Here is a 21,877-nt window from a genome sequence, read left to right on the forward strand (position 1 = left end):
GTCCGCCTGACCCGGCTGCTACGGGAACTGATGATCGCCAAGGGCGATGGCAGCTACCCGAAGTTACTGGCCAACCTCGCCAAGGTCGATGTATTGATCCTTGATGACTGGGGCCTGATGAAGCTGAGCGCCGAGAACCGGCGCGACCTGCTGGAGGTACTGGAGGACCGCCACGGACGCCGCTCCACTGTCGCCACCAGTCAGTTACCCATTGAGGAATGGCATGGCGTCATCGGCGACGCGACCCTGGCGGATGCCATCCTTGATCGGCTGGTACACAACGCCTACAAGATCAATCTGAGAGGAGAGTCGATGCGAAAACGCCAGGCCAAGTTGACGAGCACCACTGCTTCCGAGTAACAATGCAAACCCCGCGTCGCTACGCTCCGATGGGTGGCAGCTTTGCTCCGGTCCGCGTGGCAGCCTTCAAATGGAATGGGTGGCAGGCTTCAGCGGTATACGCACACAAGCTCGATCAACCGGGTTTAGTGAACGTCGGCACATACCCCCTTGAATGGGGAGGGGCCGAAGAACTTAAATACTTGAATTTTAAAGGAATAATGGAGCTGGCGAGAGGAATCGAACCCCCGACCGGCTGATTACAAAATAAAAACAGACCGTTTACCGGCTGATTCATATAGATTCATAATTATTGATAATTCAATATGTTAGGAATAACATTCCTTCTCGGTGCTACGCCAGAATTCACGACTTTTCACCTCAAACGTAGCACCAACGTAGCACCGGCCGACCGGCTGACTACTACAGACCACCGTCTTCGAGGGGGAAACACATGGCCCAGAACGCTCTCAATTTCACCAAGGCGGCGCTTGAGTCCTTGCCCCCTGCCGCCCCTGGCAAACGCGCCGATTATCACGACAGCCGCATCAGCGGCCTGATCCTGCAGGTCACAGCCAACGGCAACAAAACCTTCTACTTCTATCGGCGCATCAACAAAAAACCCAAGCGCTATCATCTCGGCAAGTTTCCCGATCTGACCCTCGCGGAGGCCCGCCGACAGGCTGAAACCCTAAAGGGCCGGATTGCGAGCGGCGATAACGTGATGCGCGAACGCACCGACATCGAAGCGAGCGCCGTAACCCTGGCCCAGGCATACGCCCAATTCGGTGCAGCGCGTAAAACACTGAAACCCAAGACCCGCTACCTCTACGAACGCTGCATGGCCGTCGCCTTTCTTGATTGGCAAAAACTACCCATCGCAGAACTCACCAAAAACATGGTCAGCCAACGCCATACAGACTTGACCGCCAACCACGGCCCCGCCTATGCCGATGGCGCTATGCGCTTCTTGCGCTCTTTGTACAACTTCGCCTCCGCCGTCTACGAGGACGAAAAAGGCAACCCCCTACTCCCGGTCAATCCCGTGCAGCGGCTGTCCCAGGCGCGCGCCTGGAACAAGCCCAAGCGGCGCACAAGTTGGATTAGCCCGGATCAGATGCCCGCCTGGTTTGAGGCGGTCGCAAACCTGCGCAGAGAGCCCACCGGGTCCACGGCCGCTGAAGTCGGCGACTACCTGCTAGTGGTTCTGCTAACCGGCTTGCGGAAATCCGAAGCGGCGAACCTTGACTGGAGCAACATCAACTTGGCTGACCGCACGTTGACCGTGCCGGACACCAAGAACGGACGCGACCACACGCTGCCCTTGTCGGACTACCTCTACGAGCTGCTAGCCCAGCGCAAGCGCATTTTGCTCCATGCCCGTTATGTGTTCCCCAACCGGGGGCGCAATGGGCCGCTGGTAGAGCCACGCAACCCCATGCGGCGAGTGACCGAGCAATCCGGAGTAGAATTCACGCTGCACGATTTGCGCCGAACCTTCACTACAATCGCGGAGCGTCTGGATATCCCCCACTACGCCCTTAAGCGCCTAATTAACCACGCGCAGGACGATGATGTGACGGCTGGCTATGTGATGGGCGACATCGAGAGACTGCGCAAGCCCATGCAACAAATCACTGACTTCATGCTAAGTGCCGGAGCTGTGCGCGCAAAGGCCGAAATCATCCCACTGACCAAGACCGAGCAAGGTTAAATGACTGACATATCGGTATTCAGCGACGTACTGAAGGGTGTGGATGCAGACGTGGGTGAGCATTTGCTGCCGCTAAACACTTTTGCGTTATTCGACCCACTAACCGGGCCTGCCCCCAGAGCCTTCGCCTCGCAGCTCGAAAACGTCGCAATGCGTGCCCGCGCGCTAATTCCAGGATGGAATACCGACCAAGTGATGGATGCTGCGGACTACCTGGCATTTCTGCTCAGTGCGACCCCTGCAACCGGAGTCCCCGCGGGCGATGAACCTGCCCAGCGACTGCCTCTGGAGGCGAGGGAATCGGCGATTGCCCAAGCAGCGGCCACTTGGGCCAAGTACGACAGCGTTGAGGGGGACATAAATGCGAGCCAAACGCTAAACCCGCCATACTGGCCCAGTATTTTCGCGTGCTATGCCCTCGCACACATCGGCCTTGCGCACCGCTGCTGCGCCTATGCCCAGCCAACGCCTGCGGCCGCGCCGGACAACACTGTCAAAGAGCGGTTTGTTGTCGCCAGCGACCCGTCATTGGGCGCGTGGCCGCTGCAGGGCGCAGATGACCTCTCACGAGAAACAGTGGCACAAGTTGCAGCGCATGCGTTTGCCGCCTTAGAGGCAATTTGTTGCGCTGAGGCTCTGCTGAACAGTGAACGCAAGATCGCAACTGATAAAAAGAAGCGCGCCTTACGCGCCGCTTCCGCAAAGCACGCAAATGCAAAGGCGCTCAAAGAAAAAGTGGAGGCGCTCTACACGGCAGACCCGGACTTCGCCGACGGCAAGACGCCGATGCTGAGCAATCAGCGCGTTGCGGACATCATTTACGATCACAGGCTGACGGACGAAGAACGCCGGGTACTTACGGGGCGCCGCCCCAGCGGTACCATTGCCAAGTGGATCGCGGAGTTTCGCCAGAAATGAACAGGCGCTATCGCTACAGACTGCACTAATAGTGCTGTGTCTATGAAATATTTGCGGGGCATCCTTACGACGCCGGAACTACTTGCTGCATGGAGGATTCTGTACTTACAACCCAAGGAGAGACCTAATCTCCTGATCCCAACGCGATCTCTCGAGATCACGCTTAAACCTTTCTATAAACTCGCGGTTCCGAGAACCCGCCTGCTTATCGCGCCGCAGTTGAGCTGAATCCACTTCCACATCCTTGATGCCAAGGCTATCTGCTAACGTGACCGTACTCTCTGGCGGATTAATGAGAAAGTCCTCATAGAAAATTTCAACCGGATCGATGCCTATATAATCGCAAAAAATGTCTATTTTTCGATTACTCTCGATCACGCTGAGAACCTGAGTCTTAATGTCGCTATAGCTGTATTCGGGGTCAACCGCGCTGCCGTCATGAAAACTTGCCCACTGACCAGTCTGGGCAGCTATCGAGTGCGAGACTGCTTGAGCGAGAACATCGCGCCGCTTCGCCACCAACCAGTTTACATGACCGTAACAAGCAGGTATGGCTCCGCTGGTGATCAGCATTAGCGCCTGATCGGCAGAAGCTTTCATGCCGAACATCGTGTTAGGCTCATGAACATGCGTCATGAGCCACTCAAGATAGCCATAGAATGACTCAATACCGTGGGATTCGGAACGGGAGACGACCAATGGATGATTTAAAGGCTCCCCCATACCGCTAAACTTGCCGGTGGCCCTCATATAATCGCAGATCAGAGAAGACCCAGAGCGGTTGCTGAACAACATAACACAGACTTCCTCAGCCAAAGCCTGCGCAGATTCCGACACTTCCAGTGAACCATAAAGCTTCGAGATTTCCTGCTCATGCTCACCAGGCCCGATGCTCTCAATGTCACCCTGCGGGGGCCCCACCCAAACGTTGAGGCCATTGCCAGCTTCTAAGCTCGATTTAATCATGCGCGGTCCTAACTAACGGCATTTGAGGCATTATACGAAAACGCGCCAGCCCGTAAAACTAAAGATCACGCTGCGCAAGAAATCCTCCAGCATAGCGCCCAGCGCTACCTACGTCAGTCAGCGTCGAAGCACCGGCAAAGGTGCCAGTATGTTACCTACTTCATCACTTCGACCTCACACGCGACAGCAACTCCTTGCTCGCCGCACTCGCCAAGAGCCTTTTCGCAAGCTGTGGCTATGAAATATTGTCGGAGCGCAATTAGAACCTTCGGCGGGGTTGAGCCTCACAGGCCGAATAACCCATCTGCTTCTGCGCGCAAAAGTCCGCTTCTGCATGCAGAAGCCGCCCCGTTTCTTGCCTTAAACCGCCAGCTCCCCTGAAATTGTCGGCGTCACGACAATTAATCAACTAGGAGCTACATTCATGTCTCATACGTCACATGCACTGACCAGGCTGCTTACGCCTGAACAAGTCGCGGAAACCCTCGGGGTAACGCCACACACTCTCGCCGTATGGCGATCTGAAGGCCGCTACGAACTGCCCTATATCAAAACGGGCCGCCTTGTGCGCTACCTCGTAGAGGACGTGCAGGCGTTCATTCAGGCGCGTCGGCGCACAGCCCCGGATGAGTAACTCACTATGAAATCAAATATACAACCCATTACCGCAGGTAATGCAACGGGTCCCGCTCCACAGTCAGAAGGTGATGCGCCGCTGCACAAACGCTTAATCCCCGAAGGGCTCAACGTCCCCGAGAGCTTCATACTCGCAGACGAAGGCGTCTACAAGATTGCGCCGCAGGGGCAACTCCGGCTTGTCAGCGGCCCCGTCTGGGTTAGTGCGAAAACCCGAGATATCTCTGGCAACGGCTGGGGCATCCATGTGCAATGGATTGACCAAGATGGGCTGCGGCGCGAGCGCGCATTCCCAACCCGACAGCTGCACGAACGCGGCCAATCCGCAGTCGTCGTCCACTTAGCCGACGAAGGACTGCGCGTGATACCCGGCCAAGAGAGCCCATTATTAAGCTATCTGGGGAGCTTTGAAACTAATCACCGGATTGCATCAACCGCGCAAACCGGCTGGCTAATGGCGCCCGATCTCGCGCTCAGCTACGTACTGCCCCATACAGTCATTAGCAGTGATGAGACCCTCCCCGTAGCATTCCAGCCGGAGCGGTTCAGCCCCAGCGCAGACAGCCTGCATGCCAACGGTTCACTGAAACAGTGGCAGGCGCAGGTCGCTCACTACTGTATTGGAAGCCCCATACTTCAATTTGGAGTCTGCCTGGCCCTGACGCCACCTCTCCTGCGATTTGCAGAAATGGACAGTTTCGGGGTCCACCTGTACGGGGCCAGCAGCCAGGGCAAGACGACCGCGCTACAAGTTGCCAGCAGCGTCTGGGGTAATGGCGCCGACCCAGCTGCATCCGCTCATTCGAGCATTCAACGCTGGAACACCACCGCCAACGCACTCGAAGGGCTTGCAGCGGCTCACAACGACGGCCTAATGGCATTGGATGAAATGGGTACGTATACCGGCTCCGACTTCGGGGCGGTGGTTTACAACCTTATGGGCGGGCAAGGCAAGGCGCGCATGAATGACCATGCCGGGATGAGGAACATGCGCACCTGGCGGCTAATCGCTCTTTCAACCGGGGAAATTTCAATAAAAGCTAAGGTGGAGGAATACGGCGCCACGGTTAAGGCAGGACAAATAAATCGTTTCCTCGACATTCCGGTGTCAGGCCGCATCATTCAGCCTAGCCACGGAGTGCCACCGGCCAAGCTGGCCGACCTGCTTAAAGAGGCCGCAGGGCGCTGCCATGGAACGCTAGGCCCCGCGTTCGTGGAGAAGCTAATTCACTCAGCGCCGGACGCGCCCGCGCTACAACAACGCGTCAAGCAACTCACTGCCGACTACACCGCCCAACTTCATGGAACGGTGCAATTGGAACCACATCAAGTCCGAGGGCTCAGGCGCTTTGGCCTGATCTGCACCGCAGCCCATCTCGCAAACGAATTCCAGCTTCTGCCCTGGACGCTGACGAACAGCGTCAACGCGATCACGGAAGCGGCCCATACCTGGCTCGCAGAGAACGTCAGCGATGCAGTACGCGGCATCCTCGCAATCCGGAACTTTATCCTCCAATTTCAGGAAAGCAAGTTCCGGACTACCCACGAATTGCGGTCTGCAAAATCGCAGACACATCATGATATTGCCGGATATTTCTTACCCGACAAGTCGATCTACGCGTTCACGCCGGACGGGTTCAAGCGCGCTTGCGGCGGACTCGACCCCAAGTCTGTCGCTGCGGCCCTCGATCAGCATGGTCTTCTTTTCAAAAACGAATCCGGCAGGCGCATGAGCAAATTGACGATCCCAGGCGCCTCCAACCGCCTACGAGTATATGCGGTTGAGTCAGATATACTCGACGCGGACATGGTTGGCGGCGAATAGCGCCGGGACAGCGGGGCATATGGGGCGCAGCCCGCCGATATAAGGCTCCCCCTAAAGCACACCAGATCAAACGAAAGGGGCCGGCGGGGACAACTGTCCCAGTGAGCCCCGCGCCCGATACAAGACCACTACTTTCCAAAGCCTACCTGTATGGCGCGCTGCCCCGACAGCCCCGCTGTCCCAGCCGCACGCCTGCGACAAAATCAGGATGAATAATCCCCATATGGGGAATGCACCACCGTTAACCCGATTCAAGACCAAAGGAGACCCAGCGCAAACCACTCGTAGCTCACTTTTGAACATCCCAAAATTCACCAATGTGCACCCATGTCATGGCTCAATTTCGGACCGCTGCCGACAATAGACCGAAAGCAAACTAATGCGACCAAAGGTGAACCCTATGCTCTACCCAGACCAAATTTGCGAAGCGCGACATACACTTTCACTCTCCCAGCACGAGCTAGCGCGGCGCGCCTGCGTGTCGCGTACTGCATTGAATCAGTTTGAACGGGGGAACTACTCTGCGGGGCCAAACTTCAGCCGGAAGTTACGTGATTACTTTGAGGCGGAGGGCATTCATCTCGAAGCGTCAAGCGAACCGCAAACAACGAAAGTGGGGGACCAGGGCCAGCCAACTGGCGACGCGACAGAGGCACGCACGGCGGCATCAAGTGACTGGAGGCGCCCGGAGAGCCCCTCAAAGCGCGCGCCTAGCCCGGTCGAGATCCTGATAGGGGTGGGACTAAGTCTACTCCTTGGCCGCCGAATAGGCTTATAGCGCGCCGCACCCAGCGGACAGCGAACCGGAAGGCCCGAAGTGATGAAAAAAAGTTAATCCCGAGACGACCCACGCGCAAAGGCGCGCCGAAACCTTGGAGCGTTAGGCTTCACTGTGAACCCGGCAACACATCTCGAGCGTTTGCGTCGTCACTTTGAAGTCGCACCGGCGAAGCTATGACGTTGTCTCGTTGCTTGACTTGTCCCACTCGCTGAGAAGTTGGGCCGATCTAAAAGACAGCATGCCCAAGTCTTACCCAAAATTTCATTCAACGAGTGCGGTCAATACAGGCACCCTGAAGTGCGCACACGACGCTGTCGAACTGGCACCCTAGCCACTGCGTCAAAATGCTGGAAGTCGCGGGAAGCCTAACAAGGCAAGGCAGCAAAGGCGCGAGGCGTCATGACGCCTTTAGTCGGCTTGATGCTCTACGGCGGAGCGTAGCACCAACGTAGCACCAACGAAAACCCCGCACGTAGCGCTGAAATTCCGTAACTGCAACTATTTGAATTTAAAGTAAAAAATGGAGCTGGCGAGAGGAATCGAACCCCCGACCGGCTGATTACAAATCAGCTGCTCTACCTACTGAGCTACGCCAGCTAAGCGCGGGTGGGGCGCATACCCCGGAAAGGCCGCAGATTCTAGACAAAGCACAGGTGCCACGCAAGCCCAAACCGACGCGGGTGAAAGGTGAATTAACAATCTATTCCCCGCCGCGCAGCCCGGCGAGCACCTCCAGTCCTTCAAACACAAGGTCAGGACGCAGCTTTCCGACGCCGCCCAACAGCGCCTGCAAAGTCTCCCCGGCACCACCACAGAACAGCAGCTCGGGCGCCGGGTCGCCCGCTTCACGCAGCGCCAGCAATACCGACCCGGCCTGGGAGAGGGCAATGCCGTGGCGCACTGCCTCGGCCGTGGACTGCCCCGGTGCCAACGCGTAAACGGGCTGTTCGGCAAAGCGCACCCGGTCCGTATCGAGCAAGAGTGCACGCTCCATCAACGCCGCGCCGGGAATAATATAGCCACCTTCGTGGCGACCATCGGCAGCTACCACATCAATGGTGAGAGCGGAGCCCGCATCCACAACCACCAATCGCTGCCGGCTGTGCTCCCTCGCGCCCAACATGGCTAGCCAACGGTCGACTCCCATACGCAGGGGTTGCGTGTAGCTGTTCACCAGATCACCACTGCGTGCCTCGCTGCGAGCGAACCAGAATTTCGCGTGCGGCCACCGCTGCTGCAGCCGGCGACGTACCGCGTCCTCCGTCGCCTCGCTGGAAACACTGGCGATCCAGATATGCGCGGGCTCAACGGGCTGTGCGAATAACACCTCCATGGTCTCCGGCGCGGTGTGACGAAACTCGCCGCGACTGACGATCTCGCCGCCCACCTTCAGCCGCCACTTCGCGCTGCTGTTGCCCATATCCAGCTGCAGGCACTGCGCCGCCATCAGGAGGCCGCCCGCAAGGAAATTTCTCCGCCATAGACGGGCTGCACACCTGTTGTGGTTTCCAGCAGCAGTGCGCCGCGCTCGTCCACACCGCGAGCCACACCAGCCTGGCGTTGCTCGCCGCTGTGCAACACCACCGGCGTATCAGCGTAGGCATCCAGAGCGATCCACGGGGCCCTCCAGGGCGCGAAACCCGTATCGCCGAAGCTGGCCGCCAGTGGCAGCAGCTCGTTGAGCAGGGCCGCCAGCAGCGCGTTGCGCCCGGGCGGACTGCCATCGCAGAGGCGAGTAAGGTCAATCCAGGCCTGGTCGATAGTATTGGCGGCAGCCGGCGGCATGGCCACGTTAATGCCTACCCCGATCACCACCTGGCAGCGGCCGGCTGCATCCCCGGCCATCTCCAGGAGCACGCCGCCGAGTTTGGCGCCCTGGGCGAGCACATCGTTGGGCCATTTGAGTTGCAGGCCATCGACACCCAGCCCGCGCAAGGCCCGCACCACCGCCACGCCCACCGCCAGACTCAACCCCTCCAGAGCCGTTGCGCCCTGATGGTACTCCCAGCATAAGGACAGGTAGATGTTGCGTGCAAATGGGCTCACCCACTGGCGGCCGCGCCGGCCACGCCCTGCGGTTTGCTGCTCAGCGCTGCAGACGAGTCCCGGGGCACTGCCCGCTGCAATCCGACGCAGCACTTCAGCGTTGGTCGAGTCCACCGTCTCCAGTAGTTGCAATTCATGCAGCAGTTGGCGGGCATGCGGCTCCAGCCGATCACGGGTACGGCTCTGGTCCAACAACTCGATGCCCCCGGGGATACGGTAGCCACGGCCCTTGACCGATTCGACCTCCAACCCCAAAGACTGCAAGCGATTCAGCTGCTTCCAGATCGCCGTACGGCTCAGGCCCAGGGCATCTGCCAGCGCCTGGCCAGAATGAAACTCTCCGTCTGCCAGCAGGGGCACGAGGGTGGTATTAGGCATCAGTGGCGTACCGGTCAGCGAAACATGGCGCGAATAATAGCAAACCCTGCCGCGGTTCAACTGAATAACCAGCCCGATTCGCCCTGCAACGCAAATCAGGCCAGAGTGGGCCCCTGATCCACCGGCTTCAGTGACCCCACACATAACAATACGGAGAACCGCCGTGCCGAATCTTGATGATGCCACCCTGCGCGCTGCCGCGGACACCCTGATCCGTGCGCACGCACAAGCTTCCCATGACAACGAGTGGACGTTTTTCGTCGACCAGATCTACGCGCGCGACTGCGTCTACACCTGTGAGTATGCCGGCGTCATGCAGGTAACGGCCCGCGGCATCGACGAGATCAAGGCCACGCACTACGGCCGCGACATGCAGGTCGGCTGGGAGGGCTGGACCTTTCCTTACCTCGGCGTCTACACCGGCAGCGACAACCGCCTCATCACCCACTGGATGAACCGGGGGCCGGGCGAGCGCAGTGACGGGAGCTACTACGAAACACCGGGCGTCTCGTTCATCACACTCGACGGTGATGCGAAGATCATACGGCAGTTCGATCTTTTCGACCTCGCCCACCAGATGCGCCTGTGTGATGAGCTTGAGGAGGCCGGGCTGCTCTCCCCCGCCCTGAAGGAGAACTGGGTGCAACCGATGAAGGCACGACTGCAAGAGCAGCTGGCTTCGCGCTGAGCCACCAGCTGCTTTTTCACACAGCGGGGATGCAGGACGCGCGCGCTCGCGGCGAACCATAGTTTACGTTAACGTAAACGTAGGCTATATTTCAGCCACACCCTCAACAGGCAGGTGCAGTGACAGACCGCAGCTACAGCATTTCGCAGCTGGCGTCGGAGTTCGGTATCACCACCCGAACCATTCGCTTCTACGAAGAAAAGGGGCTCATCCACCCCCGCCGACAGGGGCAGAAGCGTGTGTACAGCGCCGGTGATCGCGTGCGGATCAAACTTATCCTGCGCGGCAAGCGCATTGGCATGAGCCTGCAGGAAAGTGTGGAAGTGATCGACCTCTACGACCCCGCACACAATAACCGCGGCCAGCTACACTCATTGATACGCACGGTGCAGGACAAGCGCGAGCGCTTGCTGCGCCAGAAGCGGGACATCGAGGACATGCTGGCAGGCCTGGATGAAGTACAGGCCCTGTGTGAGCAGGGGTTGGAAAATGCAGATTGAACGCGACAGGCCAGGCACCCAGCGACGCTGGCACGCCACCCCATAACCACGGACTGAGGCACACATCACCATGAATACCGGCTACCCCACACTCAACTTTGGCCTGGGCGAAGAACTGGACATGCTCCGCAATGCCGTTTACCAGATGTGCCAGAAGGAGATCGCCCCGCGCGCCGCCCAGATCGATCGCGACAATACGTTTCCGAAGGACTTGTGGCGCACGTTTGGCGACATGGGCCTGCTCGGCATCACCGTCGACGAGCAGTACGGCGGCTCCAACATGGGCTATCTCGCGCACAGTATTGTTATGGAGGAGATCAGCCGCGCATCGGCGTCGGTGGGGCTGTCCTACGGCGCCATGTCCAACCTCTGCCTGAACCAGATCCAGAAGAACGGCAGCGAAGCCCAGAAACAAAAGTACCTGCCCCGGCTGTGCAGCGGAGAGCACGTGGGCGCACTGGCCATGTCGGAGCCCAACGCCGGCTCGGATGTGGTGAGCATGAAGTTGCAGGCACGCAAGGAGGGTGACACCTACTACCTCACCGGCAACAAAATGTGGATAACCAACGGCCCGGACGCGGATGTCTACGTCATCTACGCGAAAACCGACCCCGAGGCCGGCTCCAAAGGAATTACCGCCTTTCTGGTCGAGCGCGACTTTCCGGGCTTTTCCCGCTCACCCAAACTCGACAAGCTGGGCATGCGCGGCTCCAACACCTGCGAGCTGGTATTCGATAACACGCCAGTGCCCGCCGCAAACATTCTGCGCGGCGAAGGACAGGGTGTGAAGGTGCTGATGTCCGGGCTGGACTACGAGCGCACGGTACTCTCCGGCGGCCCGGTGGGGATTATGCAGGCCTGCCTGGACGAAGTGGTGCCCTACCTGCACACCCGCGAGCAGTTTGGTCAGAGCATCGGCCAGTTCCAGCTCATGCAGGGCAAGCTGGCGGATATGTATGCCGACCTGTCCGCCTGCCGCGCTTATCTGTACGCCGTTGCCGCCGCCTGCGACCGCGGCGAGGAAACGCGCAAGGATTGCGCGGCGGTGATTCTGTATACCGCGGAGAAAGCCACACAGATGGCGCTGCAGGCGATTCAGGCGCTCGGCGGCTTCGGTTATACCAATGATGCCAACGCGGGACGCCTGTTGCGGGATGCCAAGCTGTATGAAATCGGTGCCGGCACTTCCGAGATCCGCCGTATGCTGATTGGCCGCGAACTGTTCAACGAAACCGCCTGACCGGAGTGCTCCCATGACCGTGCTGCAATCCCGCCTGAACCCGCGCGACGAAACGTTCCAGGCCAACAGCGACCACATGCAGACCCAGGTCGATGACCTGCGCGAGCGGGTGGCGGCCCTGCGCGAGGGCGGCGGCAAGAAAGCGCAGGAGCGTCACCTTGCGCGCGGCAAGCTGCTGCCCCGACTGCGCCTGCAGGCACTGCTGGACCCCGGATCGCCCTTCCTGGAGCTGTCACAACTGGCCGCTCTCGATGTCTACGACGACCCGGTTCCCGGCGCCGGCATCATCACCGGGATTGGCCGGGTTGCCGGCCAGGAGTGCATGATTTTCGTCAACGACGCCACAGTAAAAGGCGGCACCTACTATCCGCTCACCGTGAAAAAGCAGGGCCGGGCACAGACCATCGCGGAAGAAAACCACCTGCCCTGCCTGTATCTGGTGGATTCAGGCGGCGCATTCCTGCCTCTGCAGGACGAAGTGTTCCCGGACCGGGAGCATTTCGGCCACGCCTTCTACAATCAGGCTCGCATGTCTGCCAAGGGTATTGCGCAAATCGCCGCAGTGCTCGGTTCCTGCACCGCCGGCGGTGCCTACCTGCCCGCCATGGCGGACGAGTCCATCATCGTCAAGAATCAGGGCACCATTTTCCTCGGTGGCCCGCCGCTGGTGAAAGCGGCCACCGGCGAAGTGGTTACCGCGGAAGAGCTTGGCGGTGCCGATGTGCACTGCCGCACCTCGGGCGTGACCGACCACTACGCCAACAACGACCACCACGCCCTGGAGCTGATGCGCCGCGCTGTGGCGCGACTGAACCGCGTCAAGCCGGTGAACCTGGACCTGCGCGAACCACAGGAACCGTTATACGACACACGGGAAGTTTACGGGGTGATACCCGCTGACAGCCGGCAACCCTACGATGTGCGCGAAGTGATCATGCGTGTGGTCGACGGCTCCGAATTCGACGAATTCAAGGCGCTCTACGGCGAAACCCTGGTCTGCGGGTTTGCTCGCATCCACGGCTACCCGGTGGGCATTGTCGCCAACAACGGCATTCTGTTTGGCGAATCCGCTGTGAAGGGCGCGCATTTCGTCGAGCTCTGTGCGCAACGCAAGATCCCGTTGGTGTTCCTGCAGAACATCACTGGCTTCATGGTGGGCAAGCAGTATGAGGCCGGCGGCATAGCGCGCCACGGCGCAAAAATGGTGCACGCCGTGGCCTGCGCCAATGTGCCGAAGTTCACGGTGATGATTGGCGGTTCTTTCGGCGCGGGCAACTACGCTATGTGTGGTCGCGCCTACGAACCGCGCTTCCTTTTCATGTGGCCCAATGCGCGTATCTCGGTGATGGGCGGTGAGCAGGCCGCGGGGGTTCTGGCCACGGTGAAGCAGGACCAGTTGGCGCGTGAGGACAAGGCGATGACGGCTGATGAGGAGCGCGCGTTCAAACAGCCCATTCTGGACCTGTACGAGAAGCAGGGCCACCCGTACTACGCGTCGGCGCGGCTTTGGGACGACGGGGTGATTGACCCGGCGGATACGCGGACGGTGTTGGGTTTGGCGATTTCCGCGGCGCTGAATGCGCCGGTTGAGGAGACGCGGTTTGGGGTGTTCCGGATGTGAGCGGGGTGTTGGACGCGAGTGTGATCGGGAGCTGCCTTGCGGGCGGATTAGTGGGTGCTTCGTGCGCGGGTGAGTGCGTGGGAGCTTCGTATGCGGGTGCATGCGTGGGAGCTTCGTATGCGGGCGGGGCGACGGGGAGGCGCTGGCCGGAAGCGCTACGAGCACATCCATGTGCGCTCGATGGCGGCCATCCATGGCCGCCAACGTTCCGGCCAGCGCCTCCCCGCCACCCCGCCCTGAATGTGGCAGTGAACTTGGACTTGTGGCGTGTCCACCACCAAATCGTAAACAAAGCCAGACTGTTGTTGGGCTCCCTACAGCGTGCGGCAGTTGAGGCAGTGTGGGGGTGGGGTCGGAGTTGCGGGACCGTCGGCGGCCATGGATGGCCGCCGACGAGCCTACATGGACGTACTCGCGGCGGGTCCCGCAACTCCGGCCCCACCGCCATACTGCCAGCACCAAGCCCGAAGCCCACAATCTCCACCCGCGCCAACGAAACCGCTGCAAGGAACAACCAATGACCACCACTGTCCTCACCACCACCGACCACCGCGGCGTTGCCACTGTCACCCTCAACAACCCCGCCAAGCACAACGCCTTTGACGACGCCATGATCAGCGCCCTGCGGCTCGCTTTCGATCAACTACGCGAGCGCGACGACGTGCGCGTTGTCGTGCTGCGCTCCGACGGCAAGCACTTCTCAGCCGGCGCCGATCTGGACTACATGAAGCGCATGGCCACGTACGACTATGGCCACAACCTGCACGATGCCGAGATGCTGGCGGGCATGCTGCGCGCCCTCTATGAACTCCCCCAGCCCACCATAGCCCGTATACAGGGTGCTGCGCTGGGCGGTGCCGTGGGACTGGTGAGCTGTTGTGATATGGCCGTTGCGACACGTGGGGCGAGTTTCGCGCTCTCGGAGGTGAAGATCGGCCTGGTGCCCGCAACGATAAGCCCCTATGTGTTGCGCGCGATTGGCGAGCGCGCGGCACGGCGCTATTTCCTGACCGGAGAGCGCTTCGATGCTCATCGGGCACTGGAGCTCGGACTGGTCAGCGAAGTGGCCGACGAGGAGTCACTGGATGCCGATGTGGACATGCTGGTGAATGCTCTGCTCGCCAACGGCCCGGAAGCCGTGCGCGCCGCCAAGGACCTGATCGCCAACGTTGCCGGGGAGCCACTGACAACTGAACTGGTGGAGGATACCTGCGCGCGAATCGCCCATATTCGGGTCTCCAGCGAAGGTCAGGAAGGCCTGAGCGCCTTCCTGGAGAAACGCACACCCAACTGGCAGGAGAGGTAGCCATGTTCAGCAAGCTATTGATCGCCAACCGCGGAGAGATTGCCTGCCGCATCATGCACACGGCGCGCCGTATGGGTATCGCCACCGTTGCCGTGTATTCGGATGCAGACCGCAATGCGCTGCATGTGCGGATGGCAGACGAAGCGATACACATTGGCCCGGCACCCGCGCGGGAAAGCTATCTGGTGACGGAACGCATCATCGCCGCGGCGCTGGACACGGGGGCGCAGGCCATCCACCCGGGTTATGGCTTCCTGTCGGAAAACGCCGCCTTCGCGAGCGCCTGCGCGGAGCAGGGACTGGTGTTCGTGGGCCCGCCCACCGGCGCTATCGAGGCCATGGGGTCCAAGTCTGCCGCCAAGCACATCATGGGCGAGGCCGGCGTGCCCTTGGTGCCGGGCTATCACGACGCCGATCAGGACCCGGCGCTGCTGCGCCGGGAAGCGGAGCGCATGGGTTACCCGGTGTTGCTCAAGGCAACCGCCGGCGGCGGCGGCAAGGGCATGCGACAGGTGTGGTCCGGGGATGAGTTCGATGCCGCTCTCGCAGCCGCACAGCGGGAGGCGAGCGCGAGTTTTGGCGATGCCACCATGCTGGTGGAGAAGTACCTGACCAAACCGCGCCATGTGGAAGTGCAGGTGTTCTGCGACAACCACGGCCACGCGATCTACCTCGCGGAGCGCGACTGCTCGGTGCAGCGCCGCCACCAGAAGGTCATTGAAGAGGCCCCCGCACCGGGCATGACGCCGGCCTTGCGCAGCGCCATGGGCGATACCGCGGTGCAGGCGGCGCGCGCCATCGACTACCGTGGCGCGGGCACGGTGGAATTTCTGCTGGATGAAGACGGCAGCTACTACTTCATGGAAATGAATACGCGCCTGCAGGTCGAACATCCGGTGACTGAAATGATCACCGGGCAGGACCTGGTGGAGTGGCAGCTGCGCGTGGCCGCCGGCGAAGTGCTGCCACTGCGACAAGAGGAGCTCGTCCTTCGCGGCCACGCCTTCGAGGCGCGGGTCTACGCCGAAGACCCGGACAACGATTTCCTGCCGGTTACCGGCACCCTCGCCTACCTGCAGGCGCCCGAGGAGTCCGCGCATGTGCGGGTGGACACTGGCGTACAACAGGGGGACGAGATCAGCGTCCACTACGACCCCATGATCGCCAAGCTTATTGTCTGGGACGAGTCGCGCGAGCGGGCGCTGCAGCGCCTGGCGGCTGCCCTGCGGGATTACCGGATTGGCGGTACGGTGACCAACCTCGATTTTCTCTACAACCTGGCCACGGCCGCCCCCTTTCAGCAGGCGGAACTGGACACCGGGTTCATCGAACGTCATCAGTCGCTGATTTTCCGCCAACGGCAGCACGACCTGCAGCGCGATCTACCCATGGCCGCATTCGCCCTGTTCCTGCTGCGTCAGCGCGAGGCCGCGCCGCGCAGCTGCCTCGACCCGTGGTCACCATGGGCCAGCGGCACGGCCTGGCGTCTCAATGAGCCCCACGTGCATCACCTGATGCTGCACTGTCATCAGCGCGACGTGCACGCCACGCTGGAACAACTGCCCGGCGGCGGCTTCTGCATTGATATCGACGGCGAGCGCAGCCAGCTGCGCGGTGCCCTGCAGGGGGACGAGCTGGTATTCGAACAGGACGGGCACCGGCGACGCGCCACACTGGCCCGCACAGCGGATGGCTTTACCCTGTACCTGGCCGACGGTGCCTGCCATTTCCGCGAGCTGCCCCCTGACACGGGTGAGGCCTCCGAAAATACGGCAACGGGTGGCCTCAATGCCCCCATGAACGGCACAGTGGTCAGCCTGTTGATTGAACCGGGCACCGAGGTTGCAGCCGGCACGCCGCTGATGATCATGGAGGCCATGAAAATGGAACACACGGTGCGGGCACCGGGGGCGGGTACGGTAAGCCAGTTCTACTTCGCCGCCGGCGACCTGGTGGACGGCGGTGCGCCGCTGCTGGCCTTTACCCCGAGCGAGGAGGCCGAGGCATGAACCTGCCAACGTCTGTCACCCTGGTCGAGATGGGCCCCCGCGACGGGCTGCAGAATGAGTCCGCCAGCATCTCCCTGGCGACCAAACTGCGACTCATTGATGATCTCGCCGCAGCGGGCCTTAGCGTCATTGAGAGCGGCAGTTTCGTCAACCCCAAATGGATTCCGCAGATGGCGGACAGCGCCGAGGTTTTCCGCGGCCTGCAACGGCGCGCTGGCGTTCGCTACACGGCGTTGACCCCCAACCTGCAAGGCCTGGAGCGGGCACTGGACGCCGGCGCGGACGAGGTGGCCGTGTTCGCGGCAGCCTCGGAGGCGTTTTCGCGCAAGAATATCAACTGCGGCATAGCCGAGAGCCTGCAACGTTTCGAGCCGGTGATGGCACGTGCCGAAGCGGCTGGCGTGCGCGTGCGCGGCTACGTCTCCTGTGTACTCGGCTGCCCGTACGAGGGCGAGATTGCGCCGCAGGGCGTACTTGAGGTGGCGCGTAAACTGCTTGGCCTGGGCTGCTACGAGGTGTCGCTCGGCGACACCATTGGTACGGGGACGGCCGGCAGCACCCAACGCCTGCTGGACGCACTGTTGCCGCAGATACCGGCACAGCAACTCGCCCTGCACTGCCACGACACCTACGGGCAGGCGCTGGCGAACATTCTGGTCGGCCTGCAGAACGGCATTGCCACTGTCGATGCGTCTGTTGCGGGGCTGGGTGGCTGCCCCTATGCGCGCGGCGCCACCGGCAACGTTGCCACGGAGGATGTGGTGTACATGCTCAATGGCATGGGCATACACACCGGCATCGACCTCGACGCGCTGGTGAGCGCGGGCGCGCGCATCTCGGAGGCGCTGGGACGGCGCAACGGCTCCCGCGCCGCCAACGCGCTGCTTGCCTCGGCGGGCTGACGCTCACCCGCTGACGTTCCCGACACCACACGGTGCATGATAAAGTGCAGCGCAAACCGCGCCGGAACGCTTCATGCCCGTGTCATCCATTGCTCTGCAGCGTCAGCTTGCCGCCAGCATTGTCACCGTCAGCGGTGTGTTGCAGGTGGCTTCCCTGTGGCGTAACCGGTTGAGCGAGGACGTGCTACTCACCGCGCTGGTGGGCAGCATTTACCTGTTAATAGCGCTTGGCCTCTTCGGTCGTTCACGTTTCGCGCTGTTTGTAGCCGTGGCCACCTGCGGCAGCAGTGCCCTGCTGCTTGGCCCGGACCTGCCGCTCGCCGCCTGGTCTTCGCTACAACAGCTGCGCATCGCGGGGGATGCCATCGTGGCCATGCTCTGCCTGCACGTGCTGTGGTCAGTGCGCAAACTGCCAAGCATCTAGCACACCGCGTTACCCGCCCGTGAAAGGGCTCGCGGGTGCTAGCCGGTCAACGCATTTTGTAGCAGTGGGTAGCCCACCAACAGCCAGGTGCCGCTGATCATCAGCATCAGTAAGCGCGACTGGGCTTTGAGCTCACCGAAGCCGCGGGTGAAACGTACCTCCTGCTCTGCGAGGCGCACTTCAATGCGCGTTTCCTGCTCCGCAAATGCGGCGCGCAGCGATGCATCCAGGTAGTCCCGGGTGACGATGTTATCCGCATAGAAACCGAATGCTTCGGCCATGAGCTCCGCCTGCACCTCTGCCTGCTGCTCAGGCACGCCGGCCGCGCGCAGGCGGCGAGCGTACTGGAGCGAGTCAAACGCCAATGTCCCCATCATAGCTCTCCCCGCCGATAGCGGCAAAGTCTGCCAGCTGGTGCGGCGCAAGGGTACATCCAATGCGGCCAGGGCCGTTTCTGGCTAGTCAGCGTTGCTGGGGCGGGCTAGAGTGCGTGCATGCAGACGTCATCAACCAAGCGCATCACACCAGACCTGAGCCAGTGCTCGCCAAACCGTGCCGTGGCCGACGTCGATGCGCCCTTGCACACCGCCCTGGACCCGGAAACCTGCCGCCGGGCGCGGCTCTCCCGCGACCTGCGCTTCGACGGCGAGTTCTTCCTTGGCGTGCGCAGCACGGGCATTTACTGCCGCCCGATTTGCCCGGCCCGCGCGGCCGCCGAACACAATGTGGTGTACTTCCGCGAAGCCAGCCAGGCGGCCGCTGCCGGCTTCCGGCCCTGCCTGCGCTGCCGTCCTGAGGCGGCACCGGGGAGCGCTGCGTGGCAGGGCAGCCCGGTCACCGTGCAGCGCGCGCTGCGCCTGATTCGCGAGGGTGCACTGAACCAGGGGTCGCTCGCCGCACTGTGCACGCGCCTCGGTGTGGGTGAGCGCTACCTGCGTAAATTGTTTCAGCGCGAGCTGGGCGTTTCGCCCAACGCCGTCGCGCAAAACCAGCGCCTGCTTTTCGCCCGCCAGCTGTCGCAGGAAACCGCACTGCCAATCACAGACATCGCCTATGCTGCCGGCTTTGGCAGTGTGCGGCGCTGCAACAGCGCGTTTCAGGAGAGTTTTGGCAAAACACCGGGTGCCATGCGTCGAGGGCAAGTCACTGCCTCTCCCGAACAGGGCATTCGCTTGCTGCTGCGCTATCGCCCCCCGTACGACTGGGCGGGTGTTCTGGACTTTTTCCAGCGCCATGCGGTGAATGGCGTTGAGTCAGTGGAGGACGGCGTGTACCGAAGGCAGATCCAGTTGCGTGCATGCAGCGGCACAATAGGTGTACGCCACGCGCCGGCACGGCACGCCATCGAGCTGGAGCTGCACCTGCCCGACCTGGCGGACATGATCCCCGTGGTACAGCGCGTACGGCGAATGTTTGACCTGGACGCCAACCCCGAGGTGATCGCTGCCAGCCTGCGGCAGGACCCGGCACTGGCAACCCTGCTGGAGCGCTTCACCGGCGTACGCTCTCCGGTGTGCTGGAGCGCGGAGGAAGCCACCCTGCGCGCCATTGTGGGCCAACAGGTGAGCATTGCCGCCGCTCGCGGAGTCTGCTCTCGCCTGGCCGAAGCCACACAGCGCCCCGGACAACCCCCGGCCTTTCCCGCCGCTGCAGCAGTTGCGGCCCTGGATGACAGCCACTTCCCCATGCCCACGCGCCGGCGCGATACCCTGCGCCGGGTCTGCAGCCGACTCGCCAGCGGAGATGCCCCAGCGGCTGAAGCGTTGCTGGCCGAACCCGGCATTGGCCCCTGGACCGTCGCCATGATCGCGATGCGGGGTGAAGGCCAGCCGGATGCGTTTCCCCCCAAGGATCTCGGCCTCATGCGCGCCTGGGAGGCGCTCCCTGAAGCCACGAAAGCACTGCAGGCTGCCAGCGAACACTGGCGCCCCTGGCGGGCCTACGCGGCCAACCTGCTGTGGCGCAGCCTCGGTGCATAAGCCCGACCGCAGCCAACGTTGCACAACGCCACCCTCACGTCACCCCCACTGCGCTGCGCGCCGAGGAGACTGGACATGACCACCACCGTCACCCGCCTGATCGAAAGTCCTTTGGGAACGTTACAGCTGGTCGCGAACGACACCGCACTGACCGCCATCCACTTCCCGGGGCAACACCGAACTGCAGCCGAAGAACGCGAGCCCAACGCCGTGCTGGAGGTGGCCAGCGCCCAGCTGGCAGAGTATTTCGCCGGCTCGCGGCGGGTGTTTGACCTGCCGCTGGCAACCGGGGGCACAGAGTTCCAACAGGCCGTTTGGCAGGCATTGCGCGCGATTCCGTGGGGCGAGCTACGCAGTTACCGCGACATCGCCTGCGCTCTGCACAACCCGCGAGCCGTGCGCGCTGTCGGGGCAGCGAACGGGCGTAATCCTTTACCCATCGTCGTGCCCTGTCATCGCGTGATTGGCGCGAACGGCAGCCTGACCGGGTTTGCGGGCGGGCTGGCGGCGAAAGCGTTGTTGCTGGAACTGGAGGGGAGCTTGACGGAGGAGGGAGTGGTCCCAACCTCCGGCAACAGCACCTAGCTTCTTAACAAAGCTGAAGCGCTCGTTTTATAGCCCTGAGGGCTATTTATCAGCGCGGAAGGCTCATGGACTGTTGGCAATAAAGCTGATCCAGGTGGGCTCATTGATAAAGCCTGTGCCCCAACTTGCCCACACCTCACCGAGGCCGGCCTCGGTGATGGCCTCCACGGACTCACCCGCCGCCAGCTTGTCGGACACGTAGGTGGAGGTAAGCTGCAGCATATCGAGATAGCGTTCGAGGTCTGCTTTGCTGGCCAGGCTGCCGTGCCCAGGCACAATCACCGTGCTGCCGTCCACCCGCTCCAGCACGGCCTGCACTGCCGCGATGTAGCCCGGCACGGTGCCGCCGGAAGCGATATCGACAAACGGGAAGCGGTCCTTGAAATACAGGTCTCCCATGTGCACCACGTTTTCCGCGGTGAAATACACCACGCTGTCGCCATCAGTGTGACCGGCGGCATAGTGCTGCACCTCCAGGTCGTCATCGTTGAAGTGCAGGGCCAGCGAATCGCCAAAGGTCACCACGGGCAACGCGCCTTCGGGGCTGGGCTCCACCACCCGGTTCATGGTCGGCATGTCCTGCCGCGTGGCCATGCGCTCACGCACGCGCGTGTGAGCGACGACGACCGCACCGCGGTCCGCCCAAAACAGGTTGCCGCCGGTGTGGTCGGAATGCCAATGGGTATTGAGCACGAAGCTGGGGTTGGCATCCGCACCGGCCAGGTCAACCAGCGCCGCTTCATAAGCGGGCACCATATTCTCGTAATCGTCATCAATGATCAGCAGGCCATCTTCCCCCACCGAGGCGACCACGTTGCCGCCGCGACCCAGCAACAGGTGGAGCGTGCCGGTCAGTGCTGTGGTGGTGACCTCGGGAAGCTCGCCGTGGTTGTCGGCACCAGCCGGCGCCGCGAGGGGCAATGCCATCGCAAAACAGAGCAGCGCGGCTGGGACTAGCGCGCGTGGCGCCACGGGCACGGACTGTGCACAGTGCGTTGTAAATGAGGACATGGAGCTACC

The 21,877-nt window shown here is 61.7% G+C and carries 21 protein-coding genes and 1 tRNA gene; 16 read left to right on the forward strand and 6 right to left on the reverse strand.

Annotation, left to right across the window (positions count from 1 at the left end):
* The 3 genes from G533_RS0115900 to G533_RS0115910 form a co-directional block, all read left to right on the forward strand.
* Positions 1 to 360 (forward strand): ATP-binding protein (locus G533_RS0115900; protein ID WP_027950822.1); only part of this gene is annotated, 360 nt, incomplete at its 5' end.
* A gap of 433 nt (positions 361 to 793) precedes the next feature.
* The gene (locus tag G533_RS0115905) at positions 794 to 2,053 is read left to right on the forward strand and encodes a tyrosine-type recombinase/integrase (protein ID WP_027950823.1); all 1,260 of its coding nucleotides are present in this window, start codon (positions 794 to 796) and stop codon (positions 2,051 to 2,053) included.
* A 51-nt stretch (positions 2,054 to 2,104) separates the two neighbouring features.
* Positions 2,105 to 2,971: a hypothetical protein gene (locus G533_RS0115910; protein WP_144079914.1), complete on the forward strand. Its 867-nt coding sequence runs from the start codon at positions 2,105 to 2,107 to the stop codon at positions 2,969 to 2,971.
* A gap of 105 nt (positions 2,972 to 3,076) precedes the next feature.
* On the opposite strand, the gene G533_RS0115915 is transcribed toward G533_RS0115910, so the two are convergent.
* A complete protein-coding gene (locus G533_RS0115915) occupies positions 3,077 to 3,937 on the reverse strand; it encodes a Stf0 family sulfotransferase (RefSeq protein ID WP_027950825.1) in 861 nt (286 codons plus the stop codon).
* Positions 3,938 to 4,361: 424 nt separating this feature from the next.
* Between G533_RS0115915 and G533_RS0115920 the strand changes: the two genes are divergently transcribed.
* The 3 genes from G533_RS0115920 (at position 4,362) to G533_RS25385 (ending at position 7,176) form a co-directional block, all read left to right on the forward strand.
* Positions 4,362 to 4,571, forward strand: coding sequence for a helix-turn-helix domain-containing protein (locus G533_RS0115920; protein WP_027950826.1), 210 nt, complete (start codon positions 4,362 to 4,364; stop codon positions 4,569 to 4,571).
* Between the two features lie 6 nt (positions 4,572 to 4,577).
* Entirely contained in the window at positions 4,578 to 6,398 is a 1,821-nt protein-coding gene (locus G533_RS0115925; RefSeq protein ID WP_027950827.1) for a DUF927 domain-containing protein, read from the forward strand.
* A 400-nt stretch (positions 6,399 to 6,798) separates the two neighbouring features.
* On the forward strand, positions 6,799 to 7,176 hold the full coding sequence (locus G533_RS25385) for a helix-turn-helix domain-containing protein (RefSeq protein ID WP_158413429.1): 378 nt from the start codon (positions 6,799 to 6,801) through the stop codon (positions 7,174 to 7,176).
* 524 nt (positions 7,177 to 7,700) lie between these two features.
* Here the strand turns inward: G533_RS25385 and G533_RS0115930 are convergent.
* The 3 genes from G533_RS0115930 to birA all read right to left on the reverse strand — a co-directional run bounded on the left by G533_RS0115930 (position 7,701) and on the right by birA (position 9,603).
* Positions 7,701 to 7,776, reverse strand: a tRNA-Thr gene (locus tag G533_RS0115930).
* A gap of 103 nt (positions 7,777 to 7,879) precedes the next feature.
* Positions 7,880 to 8,626 (reverse strand): type III pantothenate kinase, encoded by a 747-nt coding sequence (locus G533_RS22335; RefSeq protein WP_051230485.1) that lies wholly within the window; start codon positions 8,624 to 8,626, stop codon positions 7,880 to 7,882.
* Positions 8,626 to 9,603 (reverse strand): bifunctional biotin--[acetyl-CoA-carboxylase] ligase/biotin operon repressor BirA, encoded by a 978-nt coding sequence (gene birA / locus G533_RS0115940; RefSeq protein WP_027950828.1) that lies wholly within the window; start codon positions 9,601 to 9,603, stop codon positions 8,626 to 8,628. The genes G533_RS22335 and birA overlap by 1 nt, the downstream gene beginning before the upstream one ends.
* Before the next feature lie 163 nt (positions 9,604 to 9,766).
* Between birA and G533_RS0115945 the strand changes: the two genes are divergently transcribed.
* The 8 genes from G533_RS0115945 to G533_RS0115980 all read left to right on the forward strand — a co-directional run bounded on the left by G533_RS0115945 (position 9,767) and on the right by G533_RS0115980 (position 18,293).
* Positions 9,767 to 10,291, forward strand: coding sequence for a hypothetical protein (locus tag G533_RS0115945; RefSeq protein ID WP_027950829.1), 525 nt, complete (start codon positions 9,767 to 9,769; stop codon positions 10,289 to 10,291).
* 119 nt (positions 10,292 to 10,410) lie between these two features.
* A complete protein-coding gene (locus tag G533_RS0115950; RefSeq protein WP_027950830.1) occupies positions 10,411 to 10,791 on the forward strand; it encodes a MerR family transcriptional regulator in 381 nt (126 codons plus the stop codon).
* A 70-nt stretch (positions 10,792 to 10,861) separates the two neighbouring features.
* Complete coding sequence (locus tag G533_RS0115955; protein WP_027950831.1) at positions 10,862 to 12,031, forward strand: isovaleryl-CoA dehydrogenase; 1,170 nt, start codon at positions 10,862 to 10,864, stop codon at positions 12,029 to 12,031.
* A gap of 13 nt (positions 12,032 to 12,044) precedes the next feature.
* Complete coding sequence (locus G533_RS0115960) at positions 12,045 to 13,652, forward strand: carboxyl transferase domain-containing protein (protein WP_027950832.1); 1,608 nt, start codon at positions 12,045 to 12,047, stop codon at positions 13,650 to 13,652.
* A gap of 517 nt (positions 13,653 to 14,169) precedes the next feature.
* Positions 14,170 to 14,958, forward strand: a complete 789-nt coding sequence (locus tag G533_RS0115965; RefSeq protein WP_027950833.1) for an enoyl-CoA hydratase/isomerase family protein — start codon at positions 14,170 to 14,172, stop codon at positions 14,956 to 14,958.
* A gap of 2 nt (positions 14,959 to 14,960) precedes the next feature.
* On the forward strand, positions 14,961 to 16,967 hold the full coding sequence (locus G533_RS0115970) for an acetyl/propionyl/methylcrotonyl-CoA carboxylase subunit alpha (protein ID WP_027950834.1): 2,007 nt from the start codon (positions 14,961 to 14,963) through the stop codon (positions 16,965 to 16,967).
* Positions 16,964 to 17,869 (forward strand): hydroxymethylglutaryl-CoA lyase, encoded by a 906-nt coding sequence (locus tag G533_RS0115975; protein WP_027950835.1) that lies wholly within the window; start codon positions 16,964 to 16,966, stop codon positions 17,867 to 17,869. Before G533_RS0115970 ends, G533_RS0115975 begins: the two co-directional genes overlap by 4 nt.
* A 73-nt stretch (positions 17,870 to 17,942) precedes the next feature.
* Entirely contained in the window at positions 17,943 to 18,293 is a 351-nt protein-coding gene (locus tag G533_RS0115980; protein WP_027950836.1) for a hypothetical protein, read from the forward strand.
* A gap of 38 nt (positions 18,294 to 18,331) precedes the next feature.
* On the opposite strand, the gene G533_RS0115985 is transcribed toward G533_RS0115980, so the two are convergent.
* Entirely contained in the window at positions 18,332 to 18,670 is a 339-nt protein-coding gene (locus tag G533_RS0115985) for a hypothetical protein (protein ID WP_144079915.1), read from the reverse strand.
* A 117-nt stretch (positions 18,671 to 18,787) separates the two neighbouring features.
* On the opposite strand from G533_RS0115985, the gene G533_RS22340 reads away from it, so the two are divergent.
* Positions 18,788 to 20,272 carry an AlkA N-terminal domain-containing protein gene (locus G533_RS22340; RefSeq protein ID WP_084639053.1) on the forward strand — a complete coding sequence of 495 codons (1,485 nt, stop codon included), beginning with the start codon at positions 18,788 to 18,790 and terminating at the stop codon, positions 20,270 to 20,272.
* Positions 20,273 to 20,347: 75 nt separating this feature from the next.
* Positions 20,348 to 20,857 (forward strand): methylated-DNA--[protein]-cysteine S-methyltransferase, encoded by a 510-nt coding sequence (locus G533_RS22345; protein ID WP_035528549.1) that lies wholly within the window; start codon positions 20,348 to 20,350, stop codon positions 20,855 to 20,857.
* 63 nt (positions 20,858 to 20,920) lie between these two features.
* Here the strand turns inward: G533_RS22345 and G533_RS22350 are convergent, their stop codons facing one another.
* On the reverse strand, positions 20,921 to 21,868 hold the full coding sequence (locus G533_RS22350; protein ID WP_051230487.1) for an MBL fold metallo-hydrolase: 948 nt from the start codon (positions 21,866 to 21,868) through the stop codon (positions 20,921 to 20,923).
* Positions 21,869 to 21,877 lie beyond the last annotated feature (9 nt).

Source organism: Haliea salexigens DSM 19537 (assembly GCF_000423125.1).
GTDB lineage: Bacteria > Pseudomonadota > Gammaproteobacteria > Pseudomonadales > Halieaceae > Haliea > Haliea salexigens.